At 48.8% G+C, this 19,940-nt stretch carries 19 protein-coding genes; 1 reads left to right on the plus strand and 18 read right to left on the minus strand.

Features of this window, described 5'->3' with window-relative positions; all coding sequences use genetic code 11:
- Positions 1-139: 139 nt before the first annotated feature.
- The 4 genes from DW931_RS10760 to DW931_RS10775 form a co-directional block, all read right to left on the minus strand.
- The gene (locus DW931_RS10760; RefSeq protein WP_338108855.1) at positions 140-1,423 is read right to left on the minus strand and encodes a lipopolysaccharide biosynthesis protein; all 1,284 of its coding nucleotides are present in this window, start codon (positions 1,421-1,423) and stop codon (positions 140-142) included.
- Entirely contained in the window at positions 1,423-2,283 is an 861-nt protein-coding gene (locus tag DW931_RS10765) for a LicD family protein (RefSeq protein ID WP_118481829.1), read from the minus strand. The genes DW931_RS10760 and DW931_RS10765 overlap by 1 nt, the downstream gene beginning before the upstream one ends.
- A gap of 119 nt (positions 2,284-2,402) precedes the next feature.
- Positions 2,403-2,885, minus strand: coding sequence for a threonine/serine exporter family protein (locus tag DW931_RS10770; RefSeq protein WP_243015195.1), 483 nt, complete (start codon positions 2,883-2,885; stop codon positions 2,403-2,405).
- Positions 2,885-3,691, minus strand: a complete 807-nt coding sequence (locus DW931_RS10775) for a threonine/serine exporter family protein (RefSeq protein WP_022360037.1) — start codon at positions 3,689-3,691, stop codon at positions 2,885-2,887. The genes DW931_RS10770 and DW931_RS10775 overlap by 1 nt, the downstream gene beginning before the upstream one ends.
- A gap of 244 nt (positions 3,692-3,935) precedes the next feature.
- On the opposite strand from DW931_RS10775, the gene DW931_RS10780 reads away from it, so the two are divergent.
- Positions 3,936-4,529 (plus strand): cupin domain-containing protein, encoded by a 594-nt coding sequence (locus DW931_RS10780; protein ID WP_022360036.1) that lies wholly within the window; start codon positions 3,936-3,938, stop codon positions 4,527-4,529.
- Between the two features lie 138 nt (positions 4,530-4,667).
- On the opposite strand, the gene DW931_RS10785 is transcribed toward DW931_RS10780, so the two are convergent.
- The 14 genes from DW931_RS10785 to DW931_RS10850 form a co-directional block, all read right to left on the minus strand.
- Positions 4,668-5,867 (minus strand): amidohydrolase family protein, encoded by a 1,200-nt coding sequence (locus DW931_RS10785; RefSeq protein WP_118626969.1) that lies wholly within the window; start codon positions 5,865-5,867, stop codon positions 4,668-4,670.
- A 260-nt stretch (positions 5,868-6,127) separates the two neighbouring features.
- Positions 6,128-7,795 (minus strand): 2-isopropylmalate synthase, encoded by a 1,668-nt coding sequence (leuA, locus tag DW931_RS10790; RefSeq protein WP_118626970.1) that lies wholly within the window; start codon positions 7,793-7,795, stop codon positions 6,128-6,130.
- Between the two features lie 309 nt (positions 7,796-8,104).
- Positions 8,105-8,659: a phosphatase PAP2 family protein gene (locus tag DW931_RS10795; protein WP_270231201.1), complete on the minus strand. Its 555-nt coding sequence runs from the start codon at positions 8,657-8,659 to the stop codon at positions 8,105-8,107.
- Between the two features lie 23 nt (positions 8,660-8,682).
- Positions 8,683-10,035: an MATE family efflux transporter gene (locus DW931_RS10800; protein ID WP_118481830.1), complete on the minus strand. Its 1,353-nt coding sequence runs from the start codon at positions 10,033-10,035 to the stop codon at positions 8,683-8,685.
- A gap of 153 nt (positions 10,036-10,188) precedes the next feature.
- Positions 10,189-11,478, minus strand: coding sequence for a hypothetical protein (locus DW931_RS10805; protein ID WP_118481831.1), 1,290 nt, complete (start codon positions 11,476-11,478; stop codon positions 10,189-10,191).
- Complete coding sequence (locus DW931_RS10810; protein WP_022360030.1) at positions 11,465-12,313, minus strand: DNA adenine methylase; 849 nt, start codon at positions 12,311-12,313, stop codon at positions 11,465-11,467. Before DW931_RS10810 ends, DW931_RS10805 begins: the two co-directional genes overlap by 14 nt.
- A gap of 188 nt (positions 12,314-12,501) precedes the next feature.
- Positions 12,502-12,897, minus strand: a complete 396-nt coding sequence (locus DW931_RS10815; RefSeq protein WP_118481832.1) for a prepilin-type N-terminal cleavage/methylation domain-containing protein — start codon at positions 12,895-12,897, stop codon at positions 12,502-12,504.
- A gap of 212 nt (positions 12,898-13,109) precedes the next feature.
- Positions 13,110-14,453, minus strand: coding sequence for an MATE family efflux transporter (locus DW931_RS10820; RefSeq protein WP_118481833.1), 1,344 nt, complete (start codon positions 14,451-14,453; stop codon positions 13,110-13,112).
- Positions 14,454-14,862: 409 nt separating this feature from the next.
- Positions 14,863-15,531, minus strand: a complete 669-nt coding sequence (locus tag DW931_RS10825) for an aspartate/glutamate racemase family protein (protein WP_118481834.1) — start codon at positions 15,529-15,531, stop codon at positions 14,863-14,865.
- 251 nt (positions 15,532-15,782) lie between these two features.
- Entirely contained in the window at positions 15,783-16,901 is a 1,119-nt protein-coding gene (locus tag DW931_RS10830; RefSeq protein ID WP_107000725.1) for an RNA-guided endonuclease TnpB family protein, read from the minus strand.
- Complete coding sequence (tnpA, locus tag DW931_RS10835; RefSeq protein WP_118481835.1) at positions 16,864-17,304, minus strand: IS200/IS605 family transposase; 441 nt, start codon at positions 17,302-17,304, stop codon at positions 16,864-16,866. The genes DW931_RS10830 and tnpA overlap by 38 nt, the downstream gene beginning before the upstream one ends.
- Positions 17,305-17,601: 297 nt before the next feature.
- Entirely contained in the window at positions 17,602-18,141 is a 540-nt protein-coding gene (locus DW931_RS10840; RefSeq protein ID WP_118469243.1) for a histidine phosphatase family protein, read from the minus strand.
- A 312-nt stretch (positions 18,142-18,453) separates the two neighbouring features.
- Positions 18,454-18,726 carry a hypothetical protein gene (locus tag DW931_RS16265; RefSeq protein ID WP_243015198.1) on the minus strand — a complete coding sequence of 91 codons (273 nt, stop codon included), beginning with the start codon at positions 18,724-18,726 and terminating at the stop codon, positions 18,454-18,456.
- Between the two features lie 3 nt (positions 18,727-18,729).
- The gene (locus tag DW931_RS10850; RefSeq protein WP_118626971.1) at positions 18,730-19,914 is read right to left on the minus strand and encodes an AI-2E family transporter; all 1,185 of its coding nucleotides are present in this window, start codon (positions 19,912-19,914) and stop codon (positions 18,730-18,732) included.
- Between the last annotated feature and the right edge of the window lie 26 nt (positions 19,915-19,940).

Below are 19,940 nucleotides of genomic sequence, written 5' to 3' on the forward strand. Positions count from 1 at the left end.
GAGATGATTTTTTGTCAGTTGTGCCCAAATTTCTGAGGCGTACGCGGTGCGTACGTTGATGAAATTCGGGTGCGGCTGGCGGAAAATCAGCCACAAAAGCAAGTGCAGAAAGACTCCGAGAGTACATTCTAAACAAGTTCTATATCCCGCGTACCCGTCTCCGGTACATCACAAGCGACGTCAGTCCAAAGCAGGCAGTCAGTGCCGCCATCAAAAGCAGATACGAAAGCGATCCTCCCAGCAGTCCCGCCGCCCGTACACAGGGCGAAGAAATAAGGAGCGCCGCTGCCGTCACACCGACATAACCCAGAAAAATTCGTTTCTGCTCCTGCATAATGATGAGTGCATAATAAAACAGATTCACATACGCATTAAACGCGCCGCCCAGAATGATAAACGCCAGCGCCAGGCGGCATTCCCGCAGCATATACGCAATCTTCGGATATAACATTGAGAGAACCGGGATTCCGAGAATCCAGGCACCCCCGACTGCCAGCGCCGTAAGCGCCGCGATGATTGCCGCCAGCCGGCCTACCGTCCCGGCAAATTCCGGGAGCGCATTCCGCTCCCACTGATCCGAGAGTTTCGTGATATACGGGCGGATGACGAAGCCTGCCACCAGATTGATGACGCTGGTCGGCATAAAGATCGCACCGAATACCGCCTGATACTTGTCCGCCATATTGCCCTCGATCGCATATTTCGCGGCAGAAAAAACATAAAAATCCAGAATAACCGATAAAAACAGGACTACATTTTCTTTAAACAACAGCCCGACACGCCCGGAGCGGACCTCCCAGTCCACCTGCGGCAGATGACCGATTACCGAAAAATCAAACAGGCACACGCCCGCCAGCTGCGCCAGTACCGCCGCCAGGCAGGAGCCAACCAGGTTGTGGGTCGCATTCAAACTGCCTAAAAAGACACCGACCGATAAAACCGTCCGGAATGCGTTTGATTTGCCCGTCAGATACAGGCGTCCATCACGCTGAAATTCTGCCTCGTAAGCGTCCGCGAAACCGTCGATCACCTTGTACGCGACCATTAAAAACACCGTCGCCGCCTTGACAAAGGCATAGTCCCGGTTGATCACCGTCACATAAAAAAGCCCGGCTACCAGCGCCGCGCCGCAGGTCATCAGGCGCAGCCGCAGATATTCGCCAAACGTAAACCGCCGCCTCGTATCCGTGATCTGGAACGGGCGGATGCCAAAATAGGCCACCATAAACATATGCTGACCAAATGTAGAATACGCAAAGGAGAAGATACCGCCCTCATCCTCGCCGACAATCTGGATGACCGCGATCGTCAGCACCATGGACGCCAGTGCATAGAGAAAGCTCCCTATCATATTCCAGCTCATATTTCGTTTTTCAATCTGCCCGTCTCCACCGATCAGGGCGTTCGCTAAATATTTTACCACTACAGTATCTCTTCCTTTGAAAATTCCAGCCGGCTCGGCGTGTGTGTTTTGCGTTTTTCAACCGGCGGAAGCTGCATGAAATCGCCATACATTTTTGTCAGCATTTCCTCGATATTTCCTGGGAAATTCATGCGTCTGCCCTCAAATTCCAGCTTTCGGAGCGGATAACAGCGTGTCCGGTCCACGACATTCCAGTATGGGCTTGTGTCCGGCAGAAATGCCATCCGGCGTGTCCGGTATTTATTGTATTTGCGGCAGACCCGCTCACAGCGCATCCGCAGCCACTGAGGCGAGATATGGAGCAGCTTCATCGCCTTGTAGACCATCCCGCAGACCGCCCAGATAAGCTTCGCCTTGATGCCCCGCTGCTGCAGCGTCGGGCGCGGAATCGCCCGCAGAATCATCAGCTTACTCCAGAACCATGCCGTCCACGACTGAATCTGGTATAGAACCGGGTTGTCCGCCACATTGTCAAGCACATACAGATCCAGAAAGATACCGAACGGACAGTCCACATCCTTCATAACCTCCTCGACAAACACCGTCCCCTTCTTCACCAGACGGGTCGTCATCAGCGGATAATTGGGATATCGCTCTGCATTGAGAACCAGATACCGGTCGCTCATCTTCTTTTCCACGATCCGGAGCAGGTGCTCAAAATCTCGCCGCGGCATCGCAATATCGATATCATCGTCCCAGGGAATAAATCCCTTGTGCCGCAGCGCACCGATTCCCGTTCCGGCTATCCCGAAATATTCCAGATGATAGTCTTCACAGATCCGGATAAAATCATCCAGAATCGACAAAATCTCTCCCTGCAGCTGTTTCAGAACTTCTGGCTCATAAAATTTACTGTCCATATCGATGTCTGTCCCCTCCACCAAGCCCGCAGAATACCCCACTCCTGCCGCAGCCGATCATATTTTCCTTAATAGTACGAGGGTATTCTACTATATTTTAAAGGAAAAGTAAACCGCGGCTACTTTTTACCTTCTTTCTCAGGTTCCCACACCTCTATCTCCCGCTTCCATCCAAACAGATGTCCCGGAAGCGAATATGCCGCTCCGATCCCCAGCCCGATTGCGATCGCCATCTTGATTGTATCCATGCCATACTGGAGCGCCAGCGCTTCCTGTCCCATGAAGAAGTTGTAGGCGGTATAGTAGATCGCCGCTCCGGGCACAAGCGGGAAGATGCCGCATACCAGAAAGAGGATCGTCGGCGCTTTCCGCTGTATCGCCAGACAGCGCGACAGCATCGTCAAGACCGCGCTCGCCGCGAAGGTCCCGATGATCGGCGTCTGATAAGCTGCCATGACCGCCAGATACACGCCCCAGCCGACTGCCCCGCAGATACCACAGTCCAGCCAATACTTCTTCGGGACTCCAAACAGTGCCGAAAAGGCGGCAGTTCCGACACAGGCCGCCAGAAGCTGCCCCAGAATTTCCCCTGCCATTTCCATCAGAGCATACCTCCCATCGCAAACATCCAGAACCGCAGTGCCACACCAACTCCGATCGCAATACAGCCCGCCGTCAAAAAGGCGTCTACAAAACGGATCAGACCGGATAAATAATCATTTTCCAAAAAATTCCGGATCGAATTGGTCAGAGGCACACCCGGCGCCAGCGTGAACACAGCTCCGATCATGACATGATCCAGGCTTTCTCCCAGCCCGATCCAGCACAGCAAACAACAGCACAATGCAAGCACGCTGCTCGTCATGATCGTCTGCATCATCCGGGACGAAGAAAAGCGCGGAGCTGCGTATAAAAGGAACAAATACAGCAGCACTCCCGCCACAAATGCCGCCGCCGTATCGCGCAGGCTGCCCTGGAACAGGTAACAAAATCCAGCGCTTCCAATTCCTGCCGCCAGAACCTTTCCCCGATTTTCGAGCACTTTCATGTGTTCAATCTGCTCAAGGCGCATCCGCATCTCATAAGGACCGCATTTACCCGCCGCAATCTTTCTCGACAGATCATTTAAGGCATCCACCCGGCATAGAATCGTAGGTGCCAGCGGCACATAACAGATACGGCTGGAATAAAACCGCCCGTCAATCACCACATTTGAAAAAATCCCATTCGCAATCACATACGCATTAAATGCTTCAAGACGCAGCGCCCGCGCCGCATACTCCATCGCCTGCTCCGCCCGGAATACCTCCCCGCCGTTGGAAAGAATCGCATTTCCCAGACGGGTCACCAAACGGAAGCGCTCGATCTGGGAACAATCCTCGATCGAAGCACGTACTATTTCCTTCATTCTGTTTCTCCCCCTGTTTTTATTTTCTGTCCACCCGTTTTCTCTATCCCATTTTCTCCCCCTTCTATCCGCTCACTGGTTCACTTCTCCAAATCCGCCGCCCATTTTGGTTTTTTCCCAAAAAATCGTTCCATTTCGAATTAAATTTACCCGTCAAAACTACCCCTTTAGTTGACGTTCCAACAAAAATCCTGTATAGTGGATATGTTATATTAAAGAATGATGCCGCAAGGGGGATATATCTATGGATCATAATGTTACCATCGGTGCCAAGGTGAAGGCCTTCCGTACCGCAAAAAAATACACACTAAAACAGCTCAGCGAAGAGTCCGGTCTGTCCATCGGCTTTCTTTCCCAGTTGGAGCGCGGTCTCTCTTCGATCGCAATCGACTCTCTGGCAAAGCTTGCTACGATCCTCGGAGTCAGTCTGTCTTCGTTCTTTGACTCCTCCGCCGATCAGGAGAAATCCCCGGTCAGCCGGAGTTTTGCCATGCACTGTTCCCAGATCAACCCCCAGATCGTACAGTACCTGGTCAATGGAAATGCACAGGGATTTGCCTGTCTTCCGCGTATTTTCCACCTGATGCCGTCTGCCACCACAAGCTCTGAAAACCAGCTTGAGATGAATCAGCACGACGGTGAAGAATTTATCTACGTTCTGGAGGGTATCCTGACCGTATATCTGGACGGCAGCGAATACTGCCTGAATCCGGGCGACAGCATCCAGATCCACTCCCAGACCCCGCATGACTGGGTCAACAACACAAACCGTGTCGTTAAGATTCTGACCGTACACACGCCGAATCCGTTTGTTCATGGGAATGAAGTCGTATTTTAAATAGTCTGCGCGGTATAGAAACATAATAAAAGCTGTCTCTTTTAGAATTTCAAGATGTTTTTATTTTCTTTTTGGTTTTTCCCATCTCAGGAAACAAAAACTCCTGCATTTCTGAAAAAGACAGCTTTTTCATATCTTTTACACCGTATACACTATTTCTCCTGCCAGATACACTTCCTGCACATCATCCAGCGCACGAATATTCTTTGAGACATCCCCCTTTACAACCAGCAGATCCCCCGCCAGGCCCTCTTTCAGGCTACCCGTCTCCTTCTCGATTCCAAGCACGCTCGCCGCATTGTAGGTTGCGGTTCTCACTGCCTCCACCGGCGTGATTCCATAGTCTACCATATAGCCGAGTTCCTGATGAATCGGAAGCGGCGGTGCTTTGTAGAGTACCATGTCGCTGCCTGCCAGCACCGTAACTCCCGTGTCATAGAGCTTTTTGAAATTGTCCCGGTACGCCTCAAACGCCGGTTTGAAAAATGCCTGATCGTGAACGGCTCTGGCGGCGATCGGGTTGTCCATGTCCACACCCGCCTCGATCATCTGCTTCGTCTGCTCATACAAATACGTGTACGCCGTGATCGTCGGCGTCCACGCGATTCCTTTTTCCGCCATCTGGCGCGCCTGCGCCTCTGTTAAAAAGGTTCCGTGCTCGATCGTGTCAAATCCCGCGTCAATACACATCTGAATCGACGGCTGTGTACCCGAATGAACCGCGATCTTCACCCCCTGGCGGTGCGCCTCATCGACCGCTGCATCCAGCTCTTCCTGCGTAAATTCCGGGATATCGCCACGGTTGCTCGTCAGGATCTTGACCCAGTCAGCTCCCGCACGCAGCTGTCTTCGGATAGCGGCGCGCACACCCCACGGGCTGTCCGCCTCCTCGACCCCATCCTGATGTCCGTGTCCACCGGTCATGCAGATACCTGCGTCCGCATGGATGATACGCGGAACCGTCACATACCCCTTCTGCCCTGCCAGACGCAGCTGCTTCATCAGATTGGGCGGACAGGACAGATCGCGCACCGTCGTGATGCCGAGCCGCAGCGACTGTTTCGCCTGTTCCAGCGCATAGTATGCCACCATATAATCGTCATAATTATCCAGATCCGGCTGGCTGTAGTAGTAGCCGAAATGTACATGCATATCAAACAGTCCCGGCAGGATCGTCGCCTCGCCGTAATCCTTTACCATCTCTTCCGGGTAGCGCCCCGCCGCTTCCGCAGCGTCTCCTATCCAGCCGATTTTTCCCTCTTTATCCAGATACACCGCCTGATCCTGCAAACAGGTTCTGCCATCTCCGGTAATTAAATACTTCGCCCTTAGAATCATTTTCACGGACTTCCTTTCTCTTTTTCATAAGCATGAAATTTTCAGTCGAATATCGTCATTTCACGCAGTTTTTCAGTTTTCTATATCGTAACACCGGAATTTTGTTCTTGTCAATATTGGAATGCGGAGTATCCGGTGAAACCTGTTTTAAAAAAGATGGGCAGGCAGAAAAAGAGCGGCACACATTTCTGCATACCGCCCAAACCAGCGACTGTCCACACGTACACAAGCAGTCACCCTGAATTGATTCATTTTAATTTTTAGTAGAACAATCTGTTTACCGCACTGAAGATACCGCGGATAGATGCTCTCGTAATGTTGGAGCTGATGCCGACACCGTAGGTTGCCCGGCCGCTCTTTACATCCATCAGGTGGATGTAGGAAGCTGCCTGTGCGCCGGAACCGGAACGAAGTGCATGCTCGTTGTAGTCCAGAACACGGATCTCAATGCCAAGTGCCTCCTCGATCGCTCTCTGTACCGCATCGATCGGTCCGTTACCTACGCCCTCAACGGTACGCTCGGTGTCATGATCGGTAAAGGTAAGAATTGCAACGGTTGCGAATGCGCCGCCCTCGTACTCCTTGTCTGTGATCTGGCATTTTTTGAAGTGCATCGGCTCTTTTCTGTCCAGATAGTTTGCACGGAACTCGTCCATGATCTGCTCCGGAGCTACCTCGCCCTGCTTTTCTGCAATCTTCTGGATAATGTCAGCAAACTCTTTGTGCATTCCCTTCGGAAGACGGAATCCGTAGAAGGAATCCATAACGAAGGCTACGCCGCCCTTGCCGGACTGGCTGTTGATGCGGACAACCGGCTCGTACTCGCGTCCGATATCGCTCGGATCGATCGGCAGGTACGGAACCTCCCAGATGCCATCGGTTCTCTTCTGAAGCGCCTGCATACCCTTGCTGATCGCATCCTGATGGGAACCGGAAAATGCGGTAAATACCAGCTTGCCTGCATACGGATGTCTCGGGTCAACGGTCATCTTTGTGCAGCGCTCACAAACCTCGGTGATCTCCTTTACATTTTCCAGATTTAACTCCGGGTTGATACCCTGGGAGAACATATTGTAAGCGATATTTAATACATCGATATTACCAGTACGCTCGCCGTTTCCAAGCAGTGTACCCTCGACACGGTCTGCACCTGCTAAGAGCGCCAGTTCGGTCGCTGCAATGCCGGTACCACGGTCATTGTGCGGATGGATACTTAAAATAATGCTGTCACGGTTCTTAAAATGCCTGTTCATCCACTCGATCTGGTCTGCATATACGTTCGGAGTCGTCATCTCAACCGTTGCCGGAAGGTTGATGATGATCTTATTGTCCGGTGTAGCGCCCCACTCTTCCTGTACAGCGGTGCAGATATCCAATGCGAAATCAAGCTCGGTTCCGGTAAAGCTCTCCGGAGAGTACTCAAGGATTACTTTTCCGTCGTAATCTTTCATATATTTCTTTACCATGCGGGTACCATCGATCGCGATCTGCTTTACTTCCTCGCGGTCTGCATGGAATACAACCTCACGCTGTAAGGTAGAAGTTGAATTGTAAATATGTACGATCGCCTTCGGAATACCCTGGATGGCATCAAAGGTTCTCTTGATCAGGTGCTCGCGGCACTGGGTCAGAACCTGTACAACTACGTCGTCCGGGATAAGCTTGCGCTCTACTAACTGGCGCAGAAAATCGTACTCAATCTGGGAAGCTGCCGGGAAGCCAATCTCGATCTCTTTAAATCCAAGTTTTACCAGGAGGTTGAACATCTCGATCTTCTCCTCTACGACCATCGGCTCAACCAGTGCCTGGTTGCCGTCGCGCAGGTCAACGCTGCACCAGATCGGCGCTTTCTCAATCTCTTTATTCGGCCACTCACGCTCCGGGTAATCTACCACCGGAACTCTCTTATATTTCTTGTAATTTAACATGTCTTTCTCCTCCATCACGCTATCCCTGATCTCGTTCCAGGTACCTCATCATCAAAAAACGCAGTTCCTATCATCCTAAGCTTTGGAGTCGATAGATCACGCCGTACCTTTTAACAATGAATAAAATTACTGATTCTGGTCTAACCCCATCATAATCATCCCTTTTCTATCATAAAAGAAATTATTTCGATTATAGATTATACCATCGGAAATAAAGGATATCAAGAGAAAAACGGGGCAATTACAGGTGTTCTGGCATTACTGTACACGCATACGTGCCCAGTAACTTCTGGCATCTCTTACATAAAATTATCTATTTTTTCTGTCCTCTGGTTTTTTCATCTTCTGTCTCCAGGACCGTATCAGATGCGCCGCCAGCCGGTTTCCAAAATACCCCGCCGCGCATCCCACAATCATGCCGCCCAAAACATCGGTCGGGTAATGCACATATAAATACATTCTTGAAAACGCCATCAGGATCGCCAGAGGCAGTGTGATTTTCCACCATTTTTTCGCCCCGGCAAAGTACAGAGCCGCGACCGCAGCAAACGAAGCCGCCGTATGTCCCGACGGGAAGGAATAGTCCGCCGGGCGGGCAATGAGCAGCTGAACTGTCTGATTCACATCGCACGGGCGGATCCGGCAAACCATAGGCTTTAGTAAGATATTACAGATGATCGCATCCAGACAGAGCGCTGCCGCCAGCGCAGCTCCCCATCTTCTCGTCCGCGGAATCATAAGCAGCAGGCATGTAAACAGAATCCAAATCATTCCTGCATTTCCAAGCCGCGAAATAAACACCATCCAGACATCTCCCACCGGTGTCCGCATCTGCTGAATCCAATCCAGTATTTGTAACTCCATTTTCATTTTGCTCCCTCTGTTTTTTACACAACTTTATGCGCGAGCCATCTCCGTCCCATAAAGCGGAATGTGAATACGATGCCCCGGATCGTCCAGTCTGTAAACATGCCGATCCACACCGCGATCGGTCCGAAGCCATGGACGCGGCAGAGATAAATGCACAGCGTCACCCGGAACGCCCACATACTGATGCAGGAGAGAATCATCGAAAACCTCACATCCCCGGCAGCCCGCATTCCATATGCCGGAATAAATGCGAACGTCCAGACGATCGGCTTTACCACCGTGATCCATCCGACCATGTAGAGGCACATCTTCGCACTCTCCGGCTCCATGCCGCCCAGAATCGTGACCGGTTTCGTCGCCAGAAATACGAGCGCACAGCTTGCGATGATGACGACCTCCGCCACTGCCGTCAATTTTTTGATATAATAGATCGCCTCATCCTTGCGCCCCGCGCCGAGACACTGTCCGACCACCGTCATCATGCCGATTCCGATACCGATCGCCGCGATGCCGTTTAAGTTTTCCAGAATATTCGTCATCGCCTGGGCTGCGATCGCGATCGTCCCGAGGGTCGAGACGGTTGACTGAATCGCAAGCTTTCCAAACTGGAACATCGCATTTTCGATACCGTTTGGGATTCCCAATGAGAGAATCCGCATAATCCGGCGTCCGTCCGGACGGATATGCAGATAGTCACGCACCGCAATTTCCTGGCTGGAATTGTGCAAAAAAGCGAACACCACCACTGCCGAGATAACGCGGGAACCGAGCGTGGCAATCGCCGCACCGGCAACTCCAAGATGGAAGTCCCAGATAAGCACCGCATTTCCGGCGATATTTAACCCGTTAGAGACGACCGCGATCGTCATCGGAAGCCTTGTATTTCCCTGCGCCCGGTAGATCGAGGAACCGGCATCATAGAGGGCGATAAATGGGAACGAAAGCGCCGTGTAGAAGAAATAGATCTGCGCCGCCTCCATGACATCCGCCTCGACGCTGCCGAAAATCAGCCGCAGCAGCGGTCCGCGTGTCAGAAGGCAGACTGCCATGACCGTCGACGAGATGCACGCCACCACAAAAGATAACTGTCTCGCGGATTCCTCCGCATTTTTTTTATCTTTCTGTCCGATGTACTGGGAGCAGACGATCGTGCCGCCTGCCGCCAGCGCATAGAATGCCTGTATCACTAAAATATTGATGGCGTCAACCAAAGAAACCGCCGAGATCGCCGCCGATCCCACGTTGCTGACCATAATGCTGTCCGCTGTACCCATCAGGGAGTTTAAAATCTGCTCTACGATCAGCGGAACCAGAAGAATCCGCAGATCGCGATTGCTGAAAAGATGATTTGTCTGCTCTTGTCTGCCCATATGCTGTCCTGTAACTTTCTATATTTTATTCTCTGTCCAAATGGTCTGTTTTTCTAACGGTCTGGCATCACATGCACGGACGCCGCCGCATCTGAGACGAAATTACCCCCTTAGCATGATAACGGATACATATAATAATTCCGCACCATTTCCCTATCCTTCGTTCACCAGCGTCAGAATCCAGTACAGCCATGCCCGCACTGAACTTGACCTTCGCACGATCAGATTTTCCCCGCAGACCTGGTATTCCCGCATTTTCTTTGCAACATACTCCTTGTCCGGAACATCTCCGATCTGAAGGGCAGCTTCAAATAAATCGTGGAAAATCGGGTGTTCCAGAATCAGGCGGACGTATTCGAGCTGGCGCGCCCTATACGGCAGTTTCAAAAGCCGTCTTCCTATCGCCGTGATATGCACTTTCACGCCGTCCTCATCCGTCTGCTTCTCCGCCAGCCCCAGATAGCGGCACGCGTTGAAATAATAGTCCGACTGTCGCTCCTTAAATCCAAAAAGCTGCGCGATCTCCCCGCCCGTCATCGGATTCTCGTTCAGCCGTTCCACCAGTGAAATAACCTTGTAAAAGCTGTCCGCCTGGATAAAGGTAACCGCCGGTTCCGGCTTGACCTTTGTCCGTGCCCAGACATCGTATAAATCATCCAGCGTGATCTCGATTTCCTCTAAGCTGTAATTTCGCTCCTGCACCAGCCGCAGCGAATTGTAGTAGCGCAGGTCCGTAAATTCATATTCCAGCAGGCGGAAAATATTATTCGAATACACCATAAACACCGGACGGATCGGCTTGTGTATCTTCTCCGCCCAGAGTCTCGCCGGATAATAAAGCTGCCGGATCAGAAAATTGCTGTGAACGACGTTTTTTCCCTCGATCAGCGTAAATACATTCTCATTTTCAAATCCGCCGTCGATCTCGACCTGCGAATTCTGTACCTGGATAAGCGGCTTTTTTTCAATCAGCTCTGATTTTTGATAGTCGCTGACATAAAACTCAAAATTTCCAGACCCCATCCGCCCCGAAACCGTCTGCACCATGCGATCTTCGCCCAGAAAATCATCCAGAATCCCCGTGATGCTCATAACGTTGATCGCGCTGGCTTCCGAGCGGATGTCATGAAGGTCGATCGACTCAAAGTAATCGGGTATCTTCGCGCTCGTCACCCGTTTGATATCGGACGGAATCTCCGGAAAATCCTGATACAAGTCAAACTCGCCCAGCACATAGCCGCCGCGCGACACCGGAAGAATCGAAATCTTCTTTCCAAACACCCGCGGCAGGGATTCCCGCGTGTCAAATTTCGTCATCAAACGCGGTTCCTTGACTTCGCGGATCTGGTCAGCGGTGATGTAAAACCGCCCATGTTTCTCAATTTCCCGCTCAATCCGGTATTTATCAAATAAAATTCTCCATTTATCATCAATCAAGCTCATAATTGCGTACCAGAACTTCCTGAATCTCTCCGCGCTTCTCCGGTTTCACGTTGATCGCGCGCTTGGCATCCACGTGGTCGATGATGTAATCTTTATATAAATCCTCGATAAATTCGCAGGACGAATTGGAAAGCAGGAACTTAATGCCCTTTGCATTCAACATGTCGCACTGCTCTTTTAATGCGATCTGCTCTTCCTCCCCGAAGCCGCCCGCGGTGTAGCCCGTGAACGACGCCGACGAGCTGATCGGCATATAAGGCGGGTCAAAATAGACGAACGCGCCCTTCCGGATGCCCTTTAACGCCTCGCGGTAATCGCCGCATTTGATCGTAATATTCGCTTTATTTAAATACGTATTCAGCGCATGGATAGTCGCCTCGTTCGTGATATTCGGGTTCTTATATCTGCCCCACGGAGAATTGAACTCGCCGGAGCTGTTGACGCGGAACAGGCCGTTGTAGCAGGTCTTGTTCAGGTAAATGATCCGCGCTGCCCGCTCGACGTTGGTCCGCGTCTGATACGTCTCCTTGTCGCGATCCCACGCCCGCACCGTATAATAATACTCCTCGCAATTCTGTTTCTTATGGGCGCTCAGCGCCGCAATCAGCTCTTCCGGCTCTTCCTTGATCATCCGGTATACATTGATCAGCTCTTCGTTGGAGTCATTGATCACCGCCTTGTTCGGCTGTCTCCCAAAGAGCACCGCACCGCCCCCGATAAACGGCTCATAATAGGTCGAACATTCCGGGATCAGCGGATTGATGCTGTCCAGCAGCTGCCGTTTGCCGCCTACCCATTTGAGGATGGGCATGACGAACGGATTTTTTCTTGACATCGGATAGGGTACCTCCTTCTGTTTGTCTTCCGGATACATTGCAATACAAAAACGGGAAATCAGATGTCCGCTTGTGCTCTGATTACCCGTTTATTATAATCGTACAACTGTTCTAGTTCATTATACTTGACTTTGGGGTGGATGTCCAGCATTAGAACCGGAAATTCCTTATGTATTCTCAAGCTATATCATTGACTCGTATACTTCTCTCCTAAACCTAAGTCACATTTTGCATGACCTTTATTACAATTATATGCAATTGAATATCCTTTATCCGTAGTAAAACTAACTGCACAGGTTCCAGCCTTTATCTCAGCCTTATGCCCATCTAAAAAAGTCACCGAATGCCAGTCATAGTTGGGATTTGTATGCCAATCCGTTTTAACTTTCGGATTCTGTTGCTGGGTAGACATATAATCTGCTTGTATTTCCGCATAATATGCCCTGAGATTCGCCCAGTCTGCCGCCACCTCTGCCTTGTGCATCTGTGCCGTAAAAATCGGGATTGAAATTGATACCAGTATTCCAATAATAACAACCACTATCAAGAGTTCAACCAGTGTAAAACCTTTCTGTCTCTTCATCACAAATTTCTCCTTCTGTCAGTTTATGTTATTATATTCGTTTTTTCCTCCTAAAGCAATTACATGATGTTGGGGTCAAAAATTTTCCCGCAAGCAAGCTTGCGTCGAACTTCTGACCTTTTGACCCTGGTATCATTACATATTTTTAACAAAATCGATATTCATAAATCAAACAAGACAAACGTATGTATTTCGTTTCCGTACATCCAAATTTATCGAGACGGCTCCACTTTCTCAGTCGGCCAGGATTTTCTCAGTGCCGCATAGGAAACCAGAAAGTTGGCAAGCCATCCTGCCGGCACGGCAAGCCAAACAAAATCAATGCCAAAACGTGGTGCACCGATCAATGCCACGGACAGGCGGATCGCAAGGTTTACCATGTTGGCAATGAGGAATGGCCGCATGATTCCGAGCCCGCGAAGGACTCCATCGGTCGCCATTTTAATTCCCATAAAGATAAAGAAGTAACCAAGCCATCTCATATAATCCCCAGACACCTGATAAGCCAGGGCGGTTCCGTCTTTTCCAAGGAACAGTGAGGAAATCTGCGTGTGCAGCGTTTCAATGACAAGGAAAGCAAGCGCCGCAAAACACACATCCAGCACCAATGCTGCGTGATAGCCTTTTTTGATGCGCTGGGTTTTGTTTGCGCCAAGATTCTGGGAAACAAATGGGGAAACCGCATTGCCGATGGACACAAAAATCAGGGAAAAAACATTCTCCACACGCATCGTTGCCGCGTATCCGGCGAGTGCCTGTGTGCCAAAAGGATTTACCACCGCCTGTACGATCATCATACCGATGGATACGGTAGACTGCTGAAGAACCGACGGAACAGCAATCCGAAGCATCGAGCGCAGCTCCTGTCCCTCAAACCAGGCAAAGATACTCTTATACCGCCGCATCCGGTAAAAGAAAATCAAAAGTGAAAACACAGCCGAAATGCCCTGTGCGATCAAAGTTGCAAGCGCCGCACCGAACACGCCAAGTCCCAGACCGGCTACCATCCAAAGATCCATTACAATATTCAGGATTGATGAAAAGATCAGCAGTCCCAACGGAATTTTTGATTCACCGATGGAAGTGAACATGGTAGAGAGAATATTGTACATGAACAAAAACGGAAAGCCCACAAAATAGACCCGCAGGTACAGCACTGCTTCCTCCAGAATATCAGCAGGAGTCTGTAATCCGCTCATCATCGCATGGGAAAAGCAAAAGCCAAAGACACCAAGGATGATGCTCAGCAGCAAAAAGCTGATCAGTGATGTAGACACAATCGTTTTCATTTTTCCATACTCTTTAGCACCGAAATAGCGGCTCACAAGCACACCTGCACCAGCACCGGCCCCCAGTGCCACACAAATGAAAACATTCGTCAGCGCTGCACAGGCGCCAACCGCCGCCAGTGCGGAGGAACCCACAAACTGGCCGACGATAATGGAGTCCGCCATATTGTATACCTGCTGAAAAAAACTGCCGAGAATCATCGGCATTGCAAAAACCGTCAACGCTTTCAGCGGCGCATCGGTAATCAAATACTCATCTTTTGACATGATCCTATTCCTCCACAACTTCCTGCTTTTTACCCGAAAGCACGAACTTGGCAAGTACGATCCGTAATTCGTGTACAAAAATTCCGGTAAAACCAAAACAGGGTCCAGAAATAATTGGCATAACATTGTTAATTCGTTTCATAATTTCACTCATTCACTTTCTGCGCCACAGTTGCAGCTATGGTTATCCGGTGCCTCCATTGCCTTTTACTGTGTTCAGCAGCTGCTGGGAATGTATGTGTACCCAGCATAATATTTATACAAATAGCCAGTTCTTCTGTCTATTTGTATTATAAACTATCTTTAGGTTAAGATACAATCATTATGCATACAATAGGACGATATTTCCTATCATATAAAAAAGCTCCGCCTATATTTTAGTATAGACGAAGCTTCCTAATTCTAACTCCTAATCCTCCATATTTTCTCTTCTCAATAGCTCAAACAATGTCAGCAGTCCCTCACACAAAACAGGATCCAGAACCGGAATTCCTACTGTCTTTTCGATGGAGGGAGCAATACGGATACTGGACATTCCTGTACAGCTAAGGGCAATCACATCGGCGCCCATCTCTTTCTGCGCAGACGCTGCTTTCATGGTAGCTTCATATCCTCTGTCCGTCATTAAATCCAGAACATTTTCTACCCCATCTCCCTTTGCATTGTCTACGATCCGATCACCGAATATCCGCTGATATCCTGACGGTACATCTTCAGTAATCCCCAACACAGCCGGATGACTGCCAAAAAACAGACTCAACGCTGCAGTACTGGATCCCGCTCCTATAACCGGAATCGGTACGGCCTGTCTTGCCTCCGGAACTCCCGGGTCACCGGCACAGCTGATAATAATAGCCTGACAGCCTTCCTTCCACAGTTCCACTGCAAGATTCACCACCTTAGGTACACCTACAGCGAATGTTTCATCGTCATGAATTCCCTCCGGTTGATCCGGAATACATCGTGACACCACCTGGAACATAGGGAAATACGATTCTATCAGCTTTCCATGCAGCTGCAGCAATTCCTCGTCCTCTGTGGTCAGCACCCGAATCAGACCAACTTTATAAGTTTTCATATTATACGTTCCTTCTCTCTTGGTTTCCTAAAAATACTTTCATGAGCAAAATACTCAGGCAGCAATTGGAATATCTCCGTGACATACTCCCTCCACTTAGCTAACGCTTGAAGTGGGGGCTTCTCGTTCGATTGCCCTATTGGGCAAAGCATAGGCGAGCTATCCCCGTGTGTCCCACGGTTCTGTTATTATGAGCGGAACTGTTTCGTATCTACGCAGTCCCAACCAAAATCTATGTTCTTTGGGGAAAATCAGGAGATTTTTCTTTCTGCATCAAGTTCAACTCCCAATATTCTCAAGCCTTCCCTGCAAATATTGATAGCTGCATTCTCATCACGGTTCATCTGATTTCCGCAAGTGCAGCTATACATACGATCTTCCAGTTTCAGCTCTTTTTTGAGTTTTCCGCAGCAGCTGCAGATTTTTGAACTGGGATACCACTTATCGATACGAACCAGTTTCTTACCGGCACGTTCTAATTTGTAGGAAAGAAAATCAGTAAACATTCCCCATCCATTATCATGAACACTCTTTCCAAACCTTGAATCCTGGCTCATTTCTTTCATGTTCAAAGATTCTATGCACACAAGATCATAAAAATTGGTTATCTTTCTGGATTCCTTGTGCAGATAATCTTTCCGCTGACGTGCAATATGAGCATGGAGTCTGGCTATTTTCTTTTTCTGTTTCATGTAACGGCTACTCCCCTTTTTGCAATGACTCAACCTGCGCTGCTCCCTTGCAAGTTTTTCCTGGTATTTTCGGAAAAAATGAGGATAATCTGCATGAGTTCCAGTGGAATCTACATACAATTCATTCATGGAAAAATCAAGCCCGATTGCGGTTTTTACTGGCCTGATTTTATGTTCCGGTTTTTCTGCCGCATACAGTAATGATACATAATATTTGTCATCTGCTTCCTGGCTGACGGTGGCGCCCTTCAAAGTATAACTATCATCGATACTCCGATGCTGTTTTATGCGGATCCAACCTGCTTTCGGAAGTTTCAGTTTACCATTCTGCAAAGTAATATTTCCATTTACGCAGTTTGTCGTATAACTTCTTACCGGATTCTTTTTTGACTTGAACTTCGGAAAACCAACCGAAGAATCCCGAAAGAAGTTCTTATAGGCTGTCTGCAGATGCAGCTGTGCATTACACAATGCCAGACTGTCTACCTCCTTCAGCCACGGAAACTCTGCCTTATACTTTGCAGGCGTAACCTTTAATACTTTTCCGGTTTTCTCATAATATTCTATCTTCTCTGCCAGCATCCGGTTATACACGAAACGCACACAACCAAATGTCCTTGCAAATAGTTCTTTTTGAGATTTATTCGGGTAAATCCGAAAACGGTACACGATGTTCACTCTTATTTTCTCCCTGCGTTTCTATGTACTGGCGGATGACCTCAATGGGTGCACCACCAGCACTTAACAGGCAAAAACTCTGGCTCCAGAACATTTCTTTCCAAAGCTTCTGCCGAATCTCCGGATACTCTTTTTTAATCAATCGGCTGCTTGCGCTTTTATACGCATTGATAAATTTGCTGAGTTCCGATTTCGGATGGGCCCGGAACATAATATGAACATGATCCCGATCATGATTCCATTCCTCTAATGTAACATGATACTTCGGAGCGATATATTCAAAAATCTCCCGGGCACGCTCAGAAACAGGATTCGTCAGTATCTTTTTTCGATATTTTATAACCAGAATCAAATGATAATAGAGTAGAAACACTGAATGTGCATTACTGTCCAATTTGCTCATAAAATCAGCCTTTCTTTTTACTTTCGACTGATTATATTATAACACAGGAACACTTGTTTGTCTATGCTTTTCAGAACATTTGTTCTTCTATATTTGTTTTCATTCATGTGCACAGATATGCGCAGTTTTAATATGCCAGATATTGCATGATTTTCCCAAAAGGCAATTCATCTCACCACCTAGAGAGGATGGGAGAATTCTTGCAAAGTGTTGTTAAATCTGGAAAACTCCATTCTCCATAATTCCAAACGATATCCCTTGGTCGAGAGCGCAGCCTGACCGGAAAGGTCATACATATTAGAAGTCATACCGCACCACCTGGCAGTTTTTTACGCCAAAGGATGCAAATTCTTCATTAGTCATATCCGTAAAATAAGACTGAATCATCCTTGAAATTCCATTGTGTGCCACCAGAATGTATGTCTTATGGTCAGACTCCTGTTTTATCTCATCCAGCAGATTATAGATACGCTGTGCAAGCTGCAGCATGGATTCTCCCCCTTCATATCGGCAGGCAAATGACGCTTTCGCCATCTTAAACTCTTTGCCGTCTCTCGGCGTAGACTCCCATTTTCCAAAGTTCTGCTCTATGAGTCTTGGTTCTTCCCTACAGGGAATCCCGCTCATTTCAGAAATAATTTTTGCTGTATCTGCTGCACGGCTAAGGGGTGAATAGAGAATTTCATCTGCCTTGATTCCGCTTTCTACAATATTTTTCCCGGTTTCAGCCGCCTGCTGCCGTCCATGCTCCGTCAACGGACTGTCTGTTGCTCCGCAGATTTTATTCTCCACATTCCACACAGTCTGTCCGTGTCTTACAAAATAAAAATGTCCCATGATGTCATCCCTTCTCATTAGCTTCGCAAGCTTTTTTATACCCAGGAAATTCCCTGCTGCCTATCATCGTCATACATCATTTCCGTCATTGATAATCCTGGGAAAGCAGCTGTCATAATTGTATTATAACTATACTCAGGTTAAGATACAACTCTATCCTTTACTGGGCACGTATGCGCAAACAGTTCCAGTGCTGTTCTCAAAATCCGTTTCTTTGTGCCTTCTGCCATAATTATTTTCTTCATTAAAGTAACCATTCGATAACTACGCTATGATTACCGAATGGTTACTTATCAAGAACTAATGAATAATTCAAGTCGAACGTCTTCCATTTGACTTGCCTCCCTCGAAAACCCTTCGTTTTTCCTCGAACGGCAGCCCTAGATCAATGCCGACTGCTTCCGACTCCCCCAACTTATCAGCAGATACTTTCAGAACCACACCATACCATTTATTATTGTCGTTGCGCCTCAGCACAGCTTTCCAGTCATTCCAGGGATATTCCGGCTCTGCGCCGTAATGGTCATCCATCTCATCGTAAATAATATGCTCGATAATTGCCGTGGTCTTTGTTGAATAGACCACAACTTAAAGGGTGCTTGCTTTCTTCATGAACTCCAGATAAAGGCTGAACAGCACGGCGCAGACGGGAACGCTGAACAGCATCCCTAAGATGCCGAATGCTTCGCCGCCAATCGTAACAGCCATCAGCACAAGCAGTCCAGGAAGTCCGACGGACTTGCCGACCACCTTGGGATAAATCAGATTGCCCTCCACCTGCTGCAAAACGATCAGAAAGAGAATGAACCACAGAGCCTTTCCAGGTTCTGCCAGCAGAATCAAAAACGCACCAAAGCCGCCGCCAATCCATGCGCCAAAAATCGGCATCAGCGCAGTGACGGCCACAAACGCGGAGACAGCACCGGCATACGGAATCCCAAGAATCAGCATTCCAAAGAAGCACAGAACACCGATGATAACCGCTTCGGTAAGCTGACCGCTGACAAAATTTGTGAAGGTCTGATTGGTCAGCGCGGCAATACTAAGAAGCCGCTGCGCCGTCTTTTGCGGAAGGACTGTCTCAATGAGTTTTTTCAAATGTGCCGCGACGACCTCCTTCTTCGCAAGCAAATAAAGTGCAAAAACAAGCCCCAAGAGAACATCTACAAAAACCGACAGGACAGAAGTTGCCGCGCCCCATGTCACGGTGAGAATCCCGCTTTTCTCGTCACTGATCAAGGCGGTGACCTTCTCAATCAACAGGTCAGAGTCTATGACATATTCGGGCAGGACAATGTTATATTTTGCAGCAAACTGGACAACGTCAGCCCACCACCGCCCGATTTCCTCCACATAGATCGGAATGTTTTGGATAAACTCATCGCCGGATTCCCGCAAGCTGGGGAGCATCATAAATACCACAGCAAATAGAATTCCAAGGATAAGCACGGTGCTTGCTGTCAGGCACACGGGGCGGGTCAGCTTTGCAGGAGCTTTGCGGCACGCCTTGTTCCAGCAGCATTCCATTGGCCGAAGAACTACGTTGATCAAAAAAGCAATCGCGCCGCCGATCAGAAACGGAGTGAACAGTGCAAGCACCTTGCCGAGAAAACACAAAACAGCGTCAAGGTTTACCAGCGCCCATGCGAATACAATAAGCAGCAAAAAAGCACGGATGATATAGCGAATGATCGTCTCGTCCGGCCATTTGCCTCCCTGCGGTGCGGGTGTTTCATTTTTGTTAGAGGTTGGATTTTGCAATTTTTTCTCCATGTTTTTCCTTTCTGTCAGTATCGGAA

Origin of the sequence: Clostridium sp. AM43-3BH, assembly GCF_003479985.1 — a bacterium.
GTDB classification, from domain to species: domain Bacteria; phylum Bacillota; class Clostridia; order Lachnospirales; family Lachnospiraceae; genus Otoolea; species Otoolea fessa.

What these genes read in the sequence shown, in the direction of transcription:
- DW931_RS10765 (WP_118481829.1), bottom strand. Translation starts at nt 2,283, where the DNA reads ATGGACAGTAAATTTTATGAGCCAGAAGTTCTGAAACAGCTGCAGGGA.
- DW931_RS10770 (WP_243015195.1), bottom strand. Translation starts at nt 2,885, where the DNA reads ATGGAAATGGCAGGGGAAATTCTGGGGCAGCTTCTGGCGGCCTGTGTC.
- DW931_RS10775 (WP_022360037.1), bottom strand. Translation starts at nt 3,691, where the DNA reads ATGAAGGAAATAGTACGTGCTTCGATCGAGGATTGTTCCCAGATCGAG.
- DW931_RS10780 (WP_022360036.1), top strand. Translation starts at nt 3,936, where the DNA reads ATGGATCATAATGTTACCATCGGTGCCAAGGTGAAGGCCTTCCGTACC.
- DW931_RS10785 (WP_118626969.1), bottom strand. Translation starts at nt 5,867, where the DNA reads ATGATTCTAAGGGCGAAGTATTTAATTACCGGAGATGGCAGAACCTGT.
- leuA (WP_118626970.1), bottom strand. Translation starts at nt 7,795, where the DNA reads ATGTTAAATTACAAGAAATATAAGAGAGTTCCGGTGGTAGATTACCCG.
- DW931_RS10795 (WP_270231201.1), bottom strand. Translation starts at nt 8,659, where the DNA reads ATGGAGTTACAAATACTGGATTGGATTCAGCAGATGCGGACACCGGTG.
- DW931_RS10800 (WP_118481830.1), bottom strand. Translation starts at nt 10,035, where the DNA reads ATGGGCAGACAAGAGCAGACAAATCATCTTTTCAGCAATCGCGATCTG.
- DW931_RS10805 (WP_118481831.1), bottom strand. Translation starts at nt 11,478, where the DNA reads ATGAGCTTGATTGATGATAAATGGAGAATTTTATTTGATAAATACCGG.
- DW931_RS10810 (WP_022360030.1), bottom strand. Translation starts at nt 12,313, where the DNA reads ATGTCAAGAAAAAATCCGTTCGTCATGCCCATCCTCAAATGGGTAGGC.
- DW931_RS10815 (WP_118481832.1), bottom strand. Translation starts at nt 12,897, where the DNA reads ATGAAGAGACAGAAAGGTTTTACACTGGTTGAACTCTTGATAGTGGTT.
- DW931_RS10820 (WP_118481833.1), bottom strand. Translation starts at nt 14,453, where the DNA reads ATGTCAAAAGATGAGTATTTGATTACCGATGCGCCGCTGAAAGCGTTG.
- DW931_RS10825 (WP_118481834.1), bottom strand. Translation starts at nt 15,531, where the DNA reads ATGAAAACTTATAAAGTTGGTCTGATTCGGGTGCTGACCACAGAGGAC.
- tnpA (WP_118481835.1), bottom strand. Translation starts at nt 17,304, where the DNA reads ATGAGCAAATTGGACAGTAATGCACATTCAGTGTTTCTACTCTATTAT.
- DW931_RS10840 (WP_118469243.1), bottom strand. Translation starts at nt 18,141, where the DNA reads ATGGGACATTTTTATTTTGTAAGACACGGACAGACTGTGTGGAATGTG.
- DW931_RS10850 (WP_118626971.1), bottom strand. Translation starts at nt 19,914, where the DNA reads ATGGAGAAAAAATTGCAAAATCCAACCTCTAACAAAAATGAAACACCC.